The 15918-nt window shown below is 66.4% G+C and carries 15 protein-coding genes; 8 read left to right on the top strand and 7 right to left on the bottom strand.

What is annotated here, in order from left to right; all coding sequences use genetic code 11:
* The first annotated feature begins 32 nt into the window (after window positions 1-32).
* From G6N55_RS16720 to G6N55_RS16705, 4 genes are read left to right on the top strand one after another with little or no spacing between them, the layout of a single operon-like run.
* Complete coding sequence (locus G6N55_RS16720; RefSeq protein WP_085222968.1) at window positions 33-725, top strand: HAD family hydrolase; 693 nt, start codon at window positions 33-35, stop codon at window positions 723-725.
* On the top strand, window positions 722-2149 hold the full coding sequence (locus G6N55_RS16715; protein ID WP_085222249.1) for an MFS transporter: 1428 nt from the start codon (window positions 722-724) through the stop codon (window positions 2147-2149). The genes G6N55_RS16720 and G6N55_RS16715 overlap by 4 nt, the downstream gene beginning before the upstream one ends.
* Window positions 2146-3228, top strand: coding sequence for a zinc-binding dehydrogenase (locus tag G6N55_RS16710; protein ID WP_085222250.1), 1083 nt, complete (start codon window positions 2146-2148; stop codon window positions 3226-3228). Before G6N55_RS16715 ends, G6N55_RS16710 begins: the two co-directional genes overlap by 4 nt.
* Window positions 3222-3953 carry an amidohydrolase family protein gene (locus G6N55_RS16705; protein WP_085222251.1) on the top strand — a complete coding sequence of 244 codons (732 nt, stop codon included), beginning with the start codon at window positions 3222-3224 and terminating at the stop codon, window positions 3951-3953. Before G6N55_RS16710 ends, G6N55_RS16705 begins: the two co-directional genes overlap by 7 nt.
* Before the next feature lie 28 nt (window positions 3954-3981).
* Here G6N55_RS16705 and G6N55_RS16700 read toward each other — a convergent pair whose 3' ends face one another.
* On the bottom strand, window positions 3982-4302 hold the full coding sequence (locus tag G6N55_RS16700) for a hypothetical protein (protein WP_085222252.1): 321 nt from the start codon (window positions 4300-4302) through the stop codon (window positions 3982-3984).
* Between the two features lie 471 nt (window positions 4303-4773).
* A complete protein-coding gene (locus G6N55_RS16695; RefSeq protein ID WP_085222253.1) occupies window positions 4774-5358 on the bottom strand; it encodes a TetR/AcrR family transcriptional regulator in 585 nt (194 codons plus the stop codon).
* Between the two features lie 185 nt (window positions 5359-5543).
* Here G6N55_RS16695 and G6N55_RS16690 point away from each other — a divergent pair, with 185 nt between their 5' ends.
* From G6N55_RS16690 to G6N55_RS16680, 3 genes are read left to right on the top strand one after another with little or no spacing between them, the layout of a single operon-like run.
* Window positions 5544-7769 carry an acyl-CoA dehydrogenase gene (locus G6N55_RS16690; RefSeq protein WP_085222254.1) on the top strand — a complete coding sequence of 742 codons (2226 nt, stop codon included), beginning with the start codon at window positions 5544-5546 and terminating at the stop codon, window positions 7767-7769.
* Window positions 7770-7791: 22 nt separating this feature from the next.
* On the top strand, window positions 7792-9000 hold the full coding sequence (locus tag G6N55_RS16685) for a thiolase family protein (protein ID WP_085222255.1): 1209 nt from the start codon (window positions 7792-7794) through the stop codon (window positions 8998-9000).
* Between the two features lie 6 nt (window positions 9001-9006).
* Complete coding sequence (locus G6N55_RS16680) at window positions 9007-9420, top strand: Zn-ribbon domain-containing OB-fold protein (RefSeq protein WP_085222256.1); 414 nt, start codon at window positions 9007-9009, stop codon at window positions 9418-9420.
* A 44-nt stretch (window positions 9421-9464) separates the two neighbouring features.
* On the opposite strand, the gene G6N55_RS16675 is transcribed toward G6N55_RS16680, so the two are convergent.
* From G6N55_RS16675 to G6N55_RS16665, 3 genes are read right to left on the bottom strand one after another with little or no spacing between them, the layout of a single operon-like run.
* Window positions 9465-10637, bottom strand: coding sequence for a sulfotransferase family protein (locus G6N55_RS16675; RefSeq protein ID WP_085222257.1), 1173 nt, complete (start codon window positions 10635-10637; stop codon window positions 9465-9467).
* Window positions 10634-11737, bottom strand: a complete 1104-nt coding sequence (locus G6N55_RS16670) for a DUF1214 domain-containing protein (RefSeq protein ID WP_085222258.1) — start codon at window positions 11735-11737, stop codon at window positions 10634-10636. Before G6N55_RS16670 ends, G6N55_RS16675 begins: the two co-directional genes overlap by 4 nt.
* A 44-nt stretch (window positions 11738-11781) precedes the next feature.
* On the bottom strand, window positions 11782-13125 hold the full coding sequence (locus tag G6N55_RS16665; protein ID WP_085222259.1) for an acetamidase/formamidase family protein: 1344 nt from the start codon (window positions 13123-13125) through the stop codon (window positions 11782-11784).
* Window positions 13126-13379: 254 nt separating this feature from the next.
* Between G6N55_RS16665 and G6N55_RS16660 the strand changes: the two genes are divergently transcribed.
* Window positions 13380-13973 carry a TetR family transcriptional regulator gene (locus G6N55_RS16660; protein WP_085222260.1) on the top strand — a complete coding sequence of 198 codons (594 nt, stop codon included), beginning with the start codon at window positions 13380-13382 and terminating at the stop codon, window positions 13971-13973.
* Window positions 13974-13978: 5 nt separating this feature from the next.
* Here the strand turns inward: G6N55_RS16660 and G6N55_RS16655 are convergent, their stop codons facing one another.
* A complete protein-coding gene (locus G6N55_RS16655) occupies window positions 13979-14812 on the bottom strand; it encodes an amidohydrolase family protein (RefSeq protein WP_085222261.1) in 834 nt (277 codons plus the stop codon).
* A gap of 79 nt (window positions 14813-14891) precedes the next feature.
* A complete protein-coding gene (locus G6N55_RS16650; RefSeq protein WP_085222262.1) occupies window positions 14892-15884 on the bottom strand; it encodes a LacI family DNA-binding transcriptional regulator in 993 nt (330 codons plus the stop codon).
* Window positions 15885-15918 lie beyond the last annotated feature (34 nt).

Raw genomic sequence — 15918 nt, 5'->3', positions numbered from 1 at the left:
TGCCCGGCGCCGGCAATCATGAGGAGACGGACATGATCAGATTGGCCTGCCTGGATATGGCGGGCACCACGGTGCTCGACGACGGCGCTGTCGCCGACGCATTCGACGCGTCGTTGTCGGCGTCGGGATTGTCCGCTGGTAGCGGTGACTACGACGCGGCCGTCCGCTATGTCCACGAGACGATGGGACAGTCGAAGATCGAGGTGTTTCGGTCGATCTTCGACGGCGATCCGCACCGTGCGGACACGGCCAACGCCGCGTTCGAAGCGGCCTACGTCGAAGCCATCCGGAGCAACCGGGTGGCGCCCATTCCGCACGCCGCCGAGACCATCGAAAAGCTCCGCGGATCAGGCTGCGCCGTCGTTCTCACAACGGGCTTTGCCCCGGGTACTCGCGACCAGATCATCGCGGCCCTGGGGTGGGGCGACCTGATCACACATGCGTTGTCACCCGCGGACGCCGGCCGGGGACGTCCCTACCCGGACATGGTCCTGACGGCTTTGCTGCGCACCGGCACGGAGGCCGTCGACCAGATCGCCGTCGCCGGCGACACCACGAGTGACCTGTGGGCGGGAAGCCGAGCCGGTGCGGCGATCGTGGCCGGTGTCCGGACCGGGGCACATGGCGATGCCGACTTCGCGACGGTGCCACACACCCACGTACTGGACTCGGTCGCCGACCTGGTCGCCCGCATCGACACCCATAACCAGGCGGTGTCGCGATGACCGTGCCGAACACCACCGGGGTGCGCGCGCGACTCGACGATGCACCGGTGAGCCGGTTTCACCTGAAAGCCGCCGTGACCGCCGGCATGGGATTCTTCACCGACTCCTACGACCTCAACGTGATCGGCACGGTGACCTTGTTGGTCAAACCCGAGTTCCACCTATCTGCCGGCCAGGTCGGGGCGCTGGCCAGCTCGACCCTGTTGGCGGTTGCGGTGGGCGCGTTCCTGTTCGGGCGCCTCGGCGACCTGTTGGGGCGCCGGCGGGTGTACGGGCTGGAGGCGGTGCTGATGATCATCGGGGCGCTCGCGTCGGCCTTCGCCCCGAACTTCATCAGCCTGGTCATCGCCCGCGTCGTCCTGGGCATCGGCATCGGCGGCGACTACCCGGCGTCCGGGGTGATCATGACCGAGTACGCCAACCGGCGAAATCGCGGTCGACTGGTCGGATTGACCTTCCTGTTCTACGTTGTCGGCCAGGTCGCCGCCTACGTCGTCGCGCTGGTCATCGTCGGGCTGGGCACGGCGCCGGGGCTGTCCTGGCGGCTGATTCTCGGCCTCGGGGCAATCCCGTCACTGCTGGTGTTATGGAATCGGCGGCACATGCCGGAATCCCCGCGCTGGACTCTCGTCGTCGCCGGCGATGCCGAGCGGGCGGCGCGGGATCTCAGTGTCTTCTCCGGCCGCGCGGTGCGGGCGGCGACTGACGATCGCTCACCCGGATCGATGACCTTACGGAAAGCGCTGCGCTCCCAGTCATTTCGGCTCACCCTGCTCGGTACCGCGGGCAGCTGGTTCTTCTTCAACGTTGCCGTGTACGGGAATTCGGTCAGCCAGCCGTTGCTCATCAACAGCATCGCACCGCATACCAGCATCGTCACGAACATGGCGATCAACGCCGCGCTGGTGGTGTGCTTCAGCCTGGTCGCCGCGCTGGTCGGCGTGGCCCTGCTGGACCGCATCGGCCGTAAACCGTTGCAGATGATCGGGTTCGGCCTCTCGGCGCTGTCGTTGGCATTGATCGCCGCGATACCGGGCCTGACGTCTACGGTGACGCCGTTCGCAGTGGTCTTCGGGTTATCGCTGTTCGGCATCGCCGTGGGACCCAACTACACGACCATGCTGTTGGCCGCGGAATCGTTTCCGACCGCGATTCGCAGTACAGCACACGGGATTTCGGCCGGAACCGCCAAGGTGGGCGCATTCCTGGGTGCCCTGATCACCCCGGTCGCGCTGGCTCACCTCGGCCTGCGCCCGACGGTACTGATCGCCGGCGTGTGCTTTGCGCTCGGCATCGTCGCGACGACGTTGCTCGCCGAGCCCAAGGGTGCCGCGCTGGATAGCCTCGATATCGAGGCGGGGCAGCGGAAACGTCAGGCCGGCAAGCTGATTGCGCCGGCGGGCGCCCGGCCGGTGTCCGCATGACGGCAGTCGACGGTGCCGTCGCCGCGCGATATGCGCGCTGGGACGGGGTGGGGCAGCCGATCACCGTGGTCGCGACCAGTGCGGCGACCGACCCCGGACCCGGGCGGGTGCTGGTCGCAATCGATCTGGCGACCATCTGCGGGAGCGATCTGCATACCGTGCACGGACGCCGGGACGCTCCGCATCCGGGCATCCTCGGCCACGAACAGGTCGGCCACGTGGTGGCCATCGGTTCCGGCGGGCGTCCCCGCTATCCGAACGACGCCGAGGTGGCGATCGGTGACCGGGTGGTGTGGTCCATCACCGCGTCGTGTGGACGATGCCGCAATTGCGTGTGGGGCCTGGAACAGAAGTGCCTGCACCTCAAGAAGTACGGCCACGAGGCGCTCGACAGCGCCTGGCCGCTCAACGGCGGTTTCGCCAGTCACTGTGTCCTGTTGCCGGGCACCACGATCGTCGAAGTACCCGACAGCGTTCCGGACACGGTGGCCGCACCGGCGTCGTGCGCGACCTCGACGGTCGCGGCCGTGTTCGACGCCGCCGAACTCGATCGGCACCGCGATCCCACCCGGATCCTGATCACCGGTGCGGGCATGTTGGGAGTCACCGCGGCCGCGATGGCCGATGCGCTCGGCGCCTGGGTTGCGGTGTGCGATCCCGACCCGGTGCGGCAGGAAACGGCGTATAGCTTCGGCGCCGACCTCGTGGTGGGTGACCCCGAGGACGTGCCACCGGTCGATGTGGCGCTGGAGCTGTCGGGCAACCCGATGGCCGTTGAAGCGTGCATCGCCAGTCTGGATGTCGGCGGCCGGGCCGTTCTGGCGGGTTCGGTGGCCGCCAGCAAGCCCATCTCGATCGACCCCGAGCATCTCGTCCGCAATCTCATGACGATCACTGGGGTGCACAATTACCGCCCCCTGCATCTTCGGGCTGCCATCGATTTCCTGGCCGCTCACCACGACCGCTATCCCTTCGCGGAGCTGGTGGCGGCGGCGGCCGATCTGGATCACATCGACGATGCGCTGCGCAGCGCGGATGCGTCCCGCTCACTACGTCAATCCGTTTGCCCCGCATGCTGATTAGCCTGCAAGCGGCCCGGGTGACCACCGGGACTCCGGAACACGTGGACCACGACGAGGTCGTCGCACCCCGCTGGGTCACGATCGAAGACGGCTGCATCAGCGCCGTCGGTACCCAGCCACACCCACACGCGGCGCAGTTCGACCTGCGACCGCTACAACTGTGGCCGGCATTCACCGACCGGCACGCGACCGGAACTCCGTTGCGCCGCAGACAGATTGCCCGGTTCGCCGCCGCACACAACACGGTCTTCGCCACGCACGATCCGGACAGTGAAAGCGCCGTCATCGAGGCCGCCGCGATGCGCGCCGGCATCTGTGAGTTCCCGCTCACACTGGATGCCGCTGCCGCAGCACGCAATAACGGCCTCGCCATCGTCATGGGCGCACCCAACGCGTGGCGCGGGCCCTCGCACCTGAGTAATCTGTCCGCGCGCGATGCGATCGAGGCCGGTGTGGTGGATGTGCTCACCTCGGACTACCACAGCGGGCCACTGTCCCGGGCCGCGGTGGCCGTCAGCGAGGCGGGGGTGGCTTCGATCGACACCGCGGTGGCGATGCTCACCACGCATCCGCGTCGGGTCATCGCGACTTCGAACCGCGATTTCGGCGGGCTGACGCCCGGCCAACCCGCCGACCTGGTCGCGGTACGCACCGAGCCGATGGCTGCCGTCGTGGGGACTTGGTCGCCGGGCCGACAGGTCAGCGGTCCTGCGCTATGGTGATGTGCCCCAACGGAAGAATCCGCGCGGTTTAGTACGGCGAGGACTGTTGGGCCAGGTTCAACAGCGCGTAGGCCGCGCACAGCAGGAAATTCAGGGCGAGCAGCGTCATGCCCGCGATCAGCAATGATCGCGCACCATCGCGTCGCATCTGCCGGTACTTCGCGCAGCGGGCTTCGCGGTCGAGTTCGGCCGCGATCAACGCGAATCGGACGTTGGCCTCTTCGCTGGCCGGGCACGGTGCGCCGGCCAGCATCGCCCTGAGCCGGGCGGGCGATGTTTCGACGCCGACGCGCGCGAAGCGGTGGCAAAGCCGCCGCGCGTGCCTGCGGCCGAGAACCTCACCGTTCATGTCCAGCTGATGCGAGAGTTTCCCTCGCTCATTCCCCCACGGACTCGGTCGGTTCGCCATAATCGCCGAGCCTAATTCGTTCGTGCCGTTTTTCGGGTAGCCGAGCGACTACCACCCTGAGTGTCGCCGAAATCCCCGAAGTAGTTGCTCGGCGTAGCAGTTTGCGAGTTCCACACTCGCTCAATAGACAGATCCATTGCTGGGCTCCTGGATTGTCGTCCGGTCGACGTTCTGAACGGAATCTTTACACCCGGCCGGATCGAGGTCCAATCCGAATCCGTGATACCGGCAATCCGTATTGATGATGCTGTAGGCCAGCGACTTTCACCGCGACCACGGCGGTGACGCGCAACGTTTATGCGGAACCGTTAATTTCGCGGATGGGCCGTGAGGTGCCTCGCTGATCTAACTATTTCTCCGGGCGCCCAGGCCGCATTTCGGCCCCGATCCCAATCGCGCAATCCGGCGAGTTCAGCGTTTGCGTAAGGCCTCAACGATGATTTGCGTGGTCAATTCGGCCCGCCGTCGTGAATACTGCCGTGCGTCAGACAGGATCGGATATACCACGCCGCCGACAATGGCATCGGCGGCCGACTCGGCGGTGGCCGCATCGATGCCGTCGGCCAACAGCCTGGTGCGCACGCTGTCGTGCAGCGGCAAACTGAATCCGACGCGCAACTTGGCCGCGGTTTCCTCGTGCTCCATGCAGGCGACGGTCAACGTCCGCAGCATTGCCGCGCCGCGCTCCGTCGTCAGCGTCGAGGCCAGCTTGCGCACCCACCCCACCAGGTCGGCGGCCAGGTCGTCGGTGTGATCGACCGACGCGAGAATCTTGTCGGCGTCTTCGAGCATGACGTCGGCCACGAGTGCCGGGCGGCTGGGCCACCAGCGATAGATCGTCTGCTTTCCCACCCCGGCGCGCGCGGCGACCGCCTCGATCGTCAATCCGTCGAATCCGCGCTCGAGCAGGAGTTCACGGGTGGCGGTGACGATCGCCGTCCGTGACTTCTCGCTGCGGCGTCTCGGCGTACTCGCCTGAGTGAGATCGGTTGGCATCTGGTGATCCTCGTGTGTCAGGCCCCTTCGCCGTCCTCGCCGCTGGCCGCGGGGCCCCGGGGTCGCTTTACAGACCTCGACCGGCCCCGGTAATCTTCCACAAGACGAGACGGTTCGTCTTGTCAGACGAAAGGATATCAGCCGGTGCGGCCGAAACCCATGTTCGCCACTATGCGGCCGCGATCATGACCCTGGGACTGACTCCCGAGCAGCAGGATCTCAGCACCGCCGTCGGCCAGTTCGCCGGCCGGCACGCCCCGATCGCCGCCACCCGAGACAATTTCGACGCCCTGGCGGCTGGTCGGCTACCCGAGTGGTGGGATACGTTGGTGGCCAACGGCTTTCACGCCGTTCACCTGCCCGAAGACCTCGGCGGTCAGGGCGGGCGGCTGATCGATGCGGCGTGCGTGCTGGAATCGGCGGGCAAGTCGCTGCTGCCCGGCCCGCTGCTCCCGACCGTGATCACGGGAGCCGTCGCGCTGCTGGCAGATCCGACACCCGCCACCGAATCGCTGATCCGCGATCTTGCTTCGGGCGCACCCGCCGCTGTCGTGCTGTCCGGCGACGCGGATTTCCGGGCCCGCGCCGACGGTCCGGGCTGGCTGGTCACCGGGAGCTCCAAGGTCACCGCCGGCGTATGTGCGGCACGGGTGATCCTGGTCGGTGCCCGCACCGACGGTGGCGAGACGGTCTGGGTGGCGGTGGACACCGAACAGCCCACTGCGACAGTCGAATCCGCGCCCGGAACGGATCTCGTCGTCGACGTCGGGGTGCTGCGGCTCGACGACTATCACGCCGGCCAGTCCGACGTTCTGAGCGGAATCGACGACGATCGCGCGGCATGCGTCGTTGTGGGTCTGGTCGCCAGCACGACGGCCGGTATCACCCAGTGGTGCGTCGACGTCGTCACCGCGCACCTGCGCACCCGCGAACAGTTCGGCAAGGTGATCGGGACTTTCCAGGCGCTGCAGCACAGCGCGGCCATGCTCTTGGTCAACAGCGAGTTGGCCACCGCGGCGGCCTGGGACGCGGTGCGCGCCGCGGACGAGTCGACCGACCAGCATCGGCTCGCGGCGGCCGGAGCCGCGACGATCGCGATCGCACCGGCACCGGACCTGGTGCTCGACGCGCTGACGATGCTCGGCGCCATCGGTTTCACCTGGGAACACGACGTGCACCTGTATTGGCGCCGGGCCATCAGCCTGGCGGGATCGATCGGTCCGGCCAGTCGCTGGGCCCGGCTGCTGGGACAGCTGGGCTGCGCCCAGCAGCGCGACATGTCGGTCAATCTGGGCGACGCCGAGTCGGAGTTCCGGTCCTGGGTCGCCGAGACGCTGGATGCCGCCCAGCAGCTGCGCAACGACAGACCCGCACCGCACGGCGACTACGAGGACCAGGCCATGGGGCCGCAGCGCACGTTGATCGCGGACGCCGGTCTGATGGCGCCGCATTGGCCGGCGCCGTGGGGCGTCGATGCCGGTCCCCTCAAGCAGCTCATCATCGACGAGGAGTTCGCCAAGCGGCCCGGGCTGGTCCGGCCGTCGCTGAACATCGCCGAGTGGATCCTGCCCTCGGTCCTGGCCGCGGCGCCAAAAGAGCTGCAGGAGAGTCTGATTCCGGCGACGCAGCGTGGCGACATTCATTGGTGCCAGCTGTTCAGTGAGCCGGGAGCGGGCTCCGACCTCGCGTCGCTGGCCACCCGGGCGACCAAGGTCGACGGCGGTTGGCGGATCAACGGCCACAAGATCTGGACGTCGTTGGCGCAGTACGCCGACCTGGGCGCGCTGCTGGCGCGCACCGACCCCGAGGCCGGCAAGCACCGCGGGATCGGGTATTTCATCCTCGACATGCGATCGCCGGGGGTGGAGGTCCAGCCGATCAAGACGGCGACCGGGGAAGCGCATTTCAACGAGGTCTTCCTCAACGACGTATTCGTCCCCGACGACATGCTGCTCGGCGGTCCTACCGACGGCTGGAGCCTCGCTATCGCCACGATGGCCGAAGAGCGTTCCGCCATCAGCGGATACGTCAAGTTCGACCGTGCTGTTGCGCTGCGGCAGTTGGCGGCCGAGCCCGGCCCCGAGCGCGACGACGCCGAGCGGGCGCTGGGCGAACTGGACGCTTACGCCAACGCGATCCGGGCACTCGGCGTGCGTGAAACCATACGGCTGCTGGATGGTCAGGCATCCGGTCCGGCGTCGAGCATCGCGAAGGTGGCGATGAATGTGTTGCTGCGCCGTACATTCGAGGCTACGCTGCGCCTGACCGGACAGACGGTCATGGTCACCGACTCCGAACCCGCTGTCGTGGCGCCCTATCTGCATCTGCCCGCCGAACTGATCGGCGGCGGAACGCGGGAGATTCAGCTGAACATCATCGCGCAGATGATTCTCGGCCTGCCGCGCAAGTAAAGCCCGAAAATAAGGACACACCATGGGATTACGCGGAGAGGCCGCGATCGTCGGATACGTCGAGCTGGCGCCGGAGCGGATGACTAAGGCCTCGCCCGCGCCGTTCGCCCTTGAACAATGGGCGGAACTCGGCGCCGCCGCCCTGACCGATGCGGGGCTGCCTTTCGAGGTCGTCGACGGCATCGTGGCGTCACACCTATCCGAGTCGGAGATCTTCGTACCCTCCACGATCGCCGAATATCTCGGTGTGGGAGCGCGATTCGCCGAGCACGTGGACCTCGGTGGCGCCAGCGCCGCGGCCATGGTGTGGCGGGCGGCCGCGGCCGTCGAACTCGGCATCTGTGAGGCCGTGCTGTGCGCGTTGCCCGCCCGGTACATCACGCCGTTGTCGCCCAAGAAGCCCAAGGCTTATGGTGACGCCTTGTATTTCGGGTCGTCGAGCAATCAATACGGTTCTCCGCAAGCCGAATTCGAGATTCCGTACGGCAATCTCGGCCAGAACGGGCCCTACGGGCAGGTGGCCCAGCGCTATGCGGCGATCTACGGCTATGACGAGCGGGCGATGGCCAAGCTCGTCGTCGACACGCGGGTCAACGCCAACCACACCGAGGGCGCGATCTGGAGGGACAAGCCACTCACCGTCGAGGACGTGCTGGCCAGCCCGATCATCGCCGATCCGCTGCACATGCTGGAGATCGTCATGCCGTGCGTCGGGGGTGCCGCGGTGGTCGTCGCCAACGCCGATCTGGCCAGGCGTTCGCGCAATCGTCCGGTGTGGATCAAGGGCTTTGGCGAGCATGTGCCCTTCAAGACCCCGACCTACGCCGCGGACTTGCTGCATACGCCGATCGCGGAGGCCGCCGACACCGCGTTCGCCATGACCGATCTGACGCGCGACCAGATGGACATGGTGTCGATCTACGACTGCTACACGATCACCGTTCTGCTGTCGCTGGAGGACGCGGGCTTCTGCGAGAAGGGCACCGGGATGGAGTTCGTCGCCGAGCATGACCTGACCTTCCGCGGCGATTTTCCGCTCAACACCGCCGGCGGTCAGCTCGGCTTTGGCCAGGCGGGGTTGGCCGGCGGTATGCACCATGTCTGTGACGCCACCCGCCAGATCATGGGTCGCGCGGGCGCGGCGCAAGTCGCCGACTGCAACCGTGCTTTCGTGTCCGGCAATGGCGGAATTCTTTCCGAGCAGACGACACTCATCTTGCAGGGAGACTGAGGACACATGGCGACTTTCGAACGTCCGATGCCCGTCAAAACGCCTACCACCGCGCCGTTTTGGGATGCGTTAGCCCAGCACCGCATCGTCGTTCAGTACTCGCCGTCGTCGGACGCGTACGTGTTCTATCCGCGGGTACGCGCGCCGCGCACGCTGGCCGACGACCTGGAATGGCGCGAGATTTCCGGGATGGGGACGTTGTATTCGTTCACCGTGGCGCACCGGCCCGTCAGCCCGCATTTCGCCGACGCGGTTCCGCAGCTACTCGCGATCGTCGAATGGGACGAGGGCCCAAGGTTTTCCACCGAGATGGTCAATGTCGAACAGGGTGATCTCAGCGTCGGCATGCGGGTGCGCCCGGTGTTCTTCGACTATCCCGAACATGACGTCACCATGCTGCGCTACGAGCCGGCTGACTAACCCCACCCCAGTGCCGAGCGTGAAGCTAGTTTCACGCGGCTGGCTTATCGCAGCTCCTCGGTCGGCACGTTGTAGCGCTCCTGATACGCACGCACCCGCTCACGCACTTCGCCGGCGTCCAGGCCGGTGTCCGACCAGGTGTAGCGCCCGCGTCCGCCGTCGCCCGGATTGGCGGCCAGGAATTCACGCATCTTCTGTTCGGCCTCGGGTTTCAGCTCGCGGCCGAGCGAGGCGTAGATATCTTTGATCGTCGTCCAGGGGTCCTTCACGAAATCGGCGAACTGGACGTCGATCACGCGGCCGTCCGGCACAACGCCCTGGTCGCGCATTGCCATCCCGCGGTCGAGGCCGACGGTGATCTCCTCGTACGATTGCGCCGCGCACTCGGCGATGTTCGTCTCGTCGCTGCCCATCCGCCGTAAGTGATTGGTCAGCGCGGCGATCGACGAGATGACATTGAGCGGATCGCGGTGCGTCTGCACAATCAACGCGTCGGGGTACTCGGCGAGGAGCTTGTCGAGCTGCCAGAGGTGTGCCGGAGACTTCAACAGCCACTGTCCGGGGATGCCAGACTGCAGGTGCTGCAAAAAGATTCGGTGATAGCGGTAGGCGCCGCTGTGATCCGCCTCGTACAGCAGCCAGCGATAGTAACTCGGCAGCCGGTACTGCACCGTGTAGATCATGCTGGTGAACTCGCTGCCCGTGATGCGAACACACTCTTGGGCGAGGAGCGCGCCCATCGGGTGAAATGCCAGGAAGCCGGGAACGATCTGCTCGGACATGTCGATGCTGGCCTGCGCCTGCGCGATTCGCGGATCGCTGTGGTAGGTCTCGGGTTGCGGGACGGGACAGGGCTCGTCGACCTCCCAGGTCAACGGAGCGCGCAGCTCGGGATCCTGCGCGAGCAGGTCGTGCAGGATGGTGGTCCCGGTGCGCGGTTGCCCCACGATGAAGATCGGCGCGGTGATCGGCTTGTCCGCGATCTCGGGATGTTGCTTGCGCCAGGCGATCACGCCGAGCCGGTTCTTCAGGGCCCGCATCAGATCGAGGTGGGCAACCTCGACACCGATCGGCGACAGCCGCGCATCGTTGACCAGCCCGTCGGCGACCCGTTCCAGCCCGGGCTGCCAACCGTCGTCGCCGAAGTCGTCGCTACCGACCTGTTCGCAGGCTGCGGCGATGAGGTTCTCCGGGTTGAACCGCTCCCGCAGCGTCATGCCTGCTCCCGGCCCTCGCGCACGGACACCTTCACGTCGGGAGCGTTGGGGTTGTCCAGCCAGCGCACCACCACGAAGCCGCGATGACGGCCGCCCGTGTCGAGCCAATGCCCAAATCCGAAGTCCTGCGCGGAGATCGCGATACGCACCCGGCCGTCGGCGTCCGGCTGCACGCCGCGATTGGTCACCGAACTGTGCCGGCGGCGTGGCTCGTAGCACTCATGCCAGACGCTTTCCAGCGTGACGTTCCAGTACCGGGTGTCGGGCGGCTCGATGTCGAGCACCAGCGCCTGGCCGGGATCGAGCCGGTAGGTGCCCATCATGTACAGGTTGTCCGGCGTCGTGTCGGCCGCGCCGAGATCGGCGGCCTCGGCGGTCAGCAGCGTGTTCGGCTGCTGTAGCAGCTCGGGCTTGATGGTGCGGTGCAGCGTGGTCAGCTTCATCAACGACCACGCCATCGCGGTGAATTGTTCGGCCAGTTCGTCATCGGACAACGCGGTCACCGGATCGGGGTCGAGTGCCTCGATGCGCATGGTGGCCAGCTCTTCGGAATCGCGGTCACCGATGTACTCCCGGACAACGACCGACGACGCGTCGTCGGGGATCTGGATCCACTGCGCGCCGCCCAGATCGGCCGGCTCGTCGGGCGAGAGCACCAGCGCGAACTCGCCGGAGTTCAGGTCCAGGTGCGTGTCGCCGACGTAGTTGGACATCCGCCGTGGCGTCAGCCCGGTGCCGGCCAGGATCTGGAAGCCGAGGTAGGCCGTCGTGCCGCGGGCGCCGGTGATCCGGTAGCGCCGGTCGCCGCGGATCATCGCCAGGAAGTAGTTGCCGTCGGGATTGGGTCCGCCGATCATCCTGGTGTCCGAGCACATATCGAAGAAGGCCGGGCGTGCGGTGTCGGCCTCGACGGCCATTTGCGAGCACAGCGACGAGACCCGGGCGATCACCCGCAGCCCCTCGAGCAGCTCACGCTCGGATTCGGCGTCCTCGGTCACGATCTTGGTGACGTCGGCGATCATCTGCTGGAAGAACTGCCATGCGGCGCGTGATTGCGGGGCCGCCTGATCGATCGGCGTCATCGCAGGTGCGTGAGACATAGTCTCATCTTAAGACGATGGGCGGTCTCCTGGGAACCCGTGAATCACTTGAAGTGCGACTTGGAAATCTGGGCGTGCACGCCGACGGTGCGGTCGACGACCTGCGAGACCGAGAAGTCGGCGGCGGCGGAAAGGTACGCGTATGCCGTCGCGCGCTCCATGCCCCTGTCGAATTCGAGAAAATCGAGGGCATTGACGACCGCCCGGCGCATCGCCACGTTGAGGTCGTTGATCTGTCCGTTGACGCTGGCGTCGGGATCCGACAGTCCGATCGGCACCCACAGATCGGCGGTCTCGGCGAAGGGGTAGTGATACGCCACCGACGGTGCGTCACCCGTTTTCGGCTTGCACACCGTGAGCCGAAACGTTCCGCGCAGCGAGCCTTCCATCGCCGTCAGCGCGACCTCACCGCTGCCCATCGCGTGGTGAGGGTCGCCGGCGTAGAACAGCGCGCCTTCGGCGAACACCGGCAGGTAGAAGGTGGAGCCCACGCCCAGTAACCGGATGTCGATGTTGCCGCCGCCCAGCGTGGGCGGGATCGAATTGGCGCTCGCCGCCGTGAGATCGGTGTCCTGAGAAAAAGCGACACCCATCATGCCCATGAAGGGGTCGAGCGGGAACCGTACCGACGCCTTCTGGTAGCGCATGACGCCGTAACCGTCCTCGATGGCGGTGAACGTGAAGGCGTCGCCGTATTTCGTCGGGTCGGGGTTGGGCCGGTGGTCCTGGCTGACCGGCGGCATGACCTCGTCGAGCGTGATCCCCGCGGGCGCATTCCCGTCCGGGGTCCGTGCCAACGCGCCCTTGCCGTGCCGGCTCGAGACGACGCCGTAGGGCACCCGCGGTGTCGCCTCCAGCGTCTCAATTTTGAGCACATCTCCTGGCTGTGCGCCCTCGACGAACACCGGCCCGGTGACCACGTGAGGTCCATCCTTGTCGAAATTGCGTGGTGTGCGGCGATATTCCGCTGCGATCGCGATGGCGTCGGTGAGGACATCGGATTGGGAGACGCCCTTCGACCCGAAATAGGCGACGGGATTGCGCCCTTGGTCTTCGAGGATGCCCTCGTGCGAGACGGCGTCGATGGTGATCGTTTCGCCCGACTTCATTTGCAGCACCGGTTTGGCATGCACGTTCGGCACATAGCCCCAGAGCACCTGGTCGGGGGTGGACTGCAGGTAGTGGTTGCCCCCGATATTGCCCTCACCCGGCTGCAGAACCTTCGGTGCTCCCAAAGTTGAAGCGGCCGAACCGGTTCGGGTGCAACCGGCCGCGACGCCGGCTACCCCGACACCGGCGCCGATTGCCGCGACGGCCCTGACGAAGTCACGCCGTCCGACGCCTTCCACGAGGGTTTCGCGCGCACTGTGCACTAAACTCTGATCCATTGGTGTCTCCGGGGATTTCGATTTGGCCGACGTTTCCAAGGGATCCTCGCAGTGACGAATAATCTGGGTCCAATAGCAATTCGTGATGAGACCTATTCATCTTGATGATGATGTTGCACAACTACTTTCGTCTCACATGGCGCGATGACAATGATATGGCCACGTTCCGGACGAATTAAGTCTCGGTAACAACAATTTGGATTGAACCGGGCTCGGTTTGTGATGCCGGCTCTGCCCCGGGATATGGTGGGTGGATGTCTGTGACATCTGTGTCGATGTCCCTCGCGGAACAAAAGCGCACGGCGACGCGCCAGCGCATCGCGGCGGCCGCGGCGAAACTGGTCGCCGATGTCGGACTGGCGGGGGCGACCGTGGACCGTATCGCCGACGCGGCCGGCATTGGTCGGGCAACTTTCTTTCGCTACTTCAACTCCAAGGAAGACGCCGTCTCCGAGGGGATGAACGTCCATTGGCTGAACCGGATCACCGGCGCGCTGGCCGCGCAGCCGGACCATCTGACCGCCGTCGAGGCCGTCGCCGCGGCCTTCGGCGACCTCGCCGTCGGATTCGCCGAGATCGAGGACCAGGTGCGTGAATTAGGTGAGCTGACAAGATCATCCGAGACGCTGGAGGCGTGGAATCTTCACATCTACGTGCGCTACGAATCGGCGATCGCCGAACTGATCGCGCCCCGGCTACCCGAGCCGGCTGCGCAAGATCCCAGGCCCCGACTGATCGGTGCGCTGGCGATGGCGGCGGTTCGCATCGCCATGGACGACTGGCTCAGCGAGGGGGGATCGCTGCCCGACCGGGTTCGCCAGGGCCTGGCCGCGATTACGATCGCCTGACGTAACTACGAGCTAGCTTGCGGCGCAGGCCATTTCAGAATCTGTCGGGCCGTTCCACCGAGAATCCAGGACTTCTCGTCCTCCGACAGCGACGCGGCGTCGCGGATGCTGAACAGTGTCTCGGCCCAGGTTGCGCGGTGCCGGGTCATCGTGTAGTCGCTGGCCCACATCACGCGCTGTGGCCCGTAGGCGTCGAGCGCGCGGCGCAGCTTCGGTTCGAGGTCGCCAAACGGGTAGGGCTCGCTCGACAGGAACGACGCCGCGTGCGCCCATTTGTAGGCCACGTTGGCGTAGCTCGCCATCGCCACGGCGTCGTCGATGCCGGCTTGGCCGGGCGGCGCATCGAACGCGGCACCGCAATGGTCGATGACGAACTGGACCTCCGGGAAGCGCTGCGCGTACTGGGCCAGGTGCGGCACCCGTCCCGGGCACGTGACGAATACCGGCAAGCCATGGGCCCGTGCGATTTTCAGCAGCCGATCGTGCCCGCCCTCCTCGAACACCGCACCCTCGGCCGGGGTGAACATCGTGGTGCGCAGGGCCTTGAAACCGGGCGCGGCGGTCAGCGTCTCGACCCAGGATTCCAGGCCCGGGTCTGTCGGATCCACTCGCATCAGGAAGGCGAACCGCTCGGGATGACTCATCGCCGCCGCCTCGGCATTCGGCCCCACGCAGCGAAAGGCTCCGTTGGCCAGGCGATAGCCGGGCAGCAAGCCGTCCTGGGTGAACCTGTCGAACTCGTCGAAGACCACGCCCGCAATACCCAGGGCATCCATGATCGCCAGCGTGACCTCGGTGCCGAGCACGTTGGCGTGCACCTGGGCGTCGACGATGTCCATCGAATTGCTCCTATCCGGCGGGCCGCTCACACGGGAGTATGCCAGCGCGAACTATCTCCGCGCGGACGCCCGCGGTTGCCTAGGTCGACGAGCGCACGATCAGATGGGCGATCTCGCTCGGCCCACCCGACGGCGGAGCCGGGTACCCCAACCGTTCGAGCAGAGCGGCGAGCGCGATATCGGCGACGGCGCGCGATACGAATTGCACGGTGGTCAGGGGCGGGCTGCTCACCACACCCATCGGGGTGGCATCGACGCCCATCACGGCGAGGTCACGCGGGCACCGCAGCCCCGCTTCATGAATACCGTGCAGGACAAGGCAGGCGATCTCGTCGCTTTGTGCACACACGGCGGTCACGCCGTCGCGCACCCATCCGCTCACCACTTCCGCGGCGTTGTCGACGGTCAGCTCGGCAACGGCCAGCCCCGGCAGACCGCGCGATTTCGCCGCGCGCGCGACGCCCTCGAACCAGTAGTCGCCCAGCATGCGCCATCTCGGAATTCCGGTGTAGGCGAACGCGATCTGCCGGTGACCGCGCGAGACGAGATGGTCGACCCGCATCTCGCCAATGGACAGGTGCGGGTCTCCGAGTGCGGGCAGCGTCCCGATCTCGATATTGGGTATGCCCGCGGCCCGCAGCGAGTTCGACGCGGCCTCGCTGAGCGGGAACAGGCTGGTGACCGCGATCGGGTCGAGGTTCTCGATCGCATCGACGACGTGCTGATCGTCGTCGGTCTCGAAGATCTGTACCTGGAGCAGACCCAGGCGCGCCAGTTCGGTGGTCATTCGGCTGCCGGCGATCATCGGCATCTCGCCGACCGCCACATGCGGCACCACGTACAGAACCACGCCGCTCTTGCCCCGGGCGAGGTTGCGCGCGGCGAGGTTGGGCCGATAGCCCAGCAGCTCGGCCGCGCGGTGGACGGCCTCACGTGTTTGCGCCGAGATTCTGCGGCCCGCCGCGTTGTTCAGGACATAGCTGACGGTCGCCGTCGACACACTGGCCAAACGAGCAACGTCGGCATTGGTGGGTCGCACCACCTTGCTCGTGTTCAACTCGGGCCCAGCCATGATTCATGGTGGCATGCGACGGCGACCGCTGGTC

The organism is Mycobacterium florentinum (assembly GCF_010730355.1).
Classification (GTDB): domain Bacteria; phylum Actinomycetota; class Actinomycetes; order Mycobacteriales; family Mycobacteriaceae; genus Mycobacterium; species Mycobacterium florentinum.
This window is presented reverse-complemented; position numbering and strand designations above follow the sequence as displayed.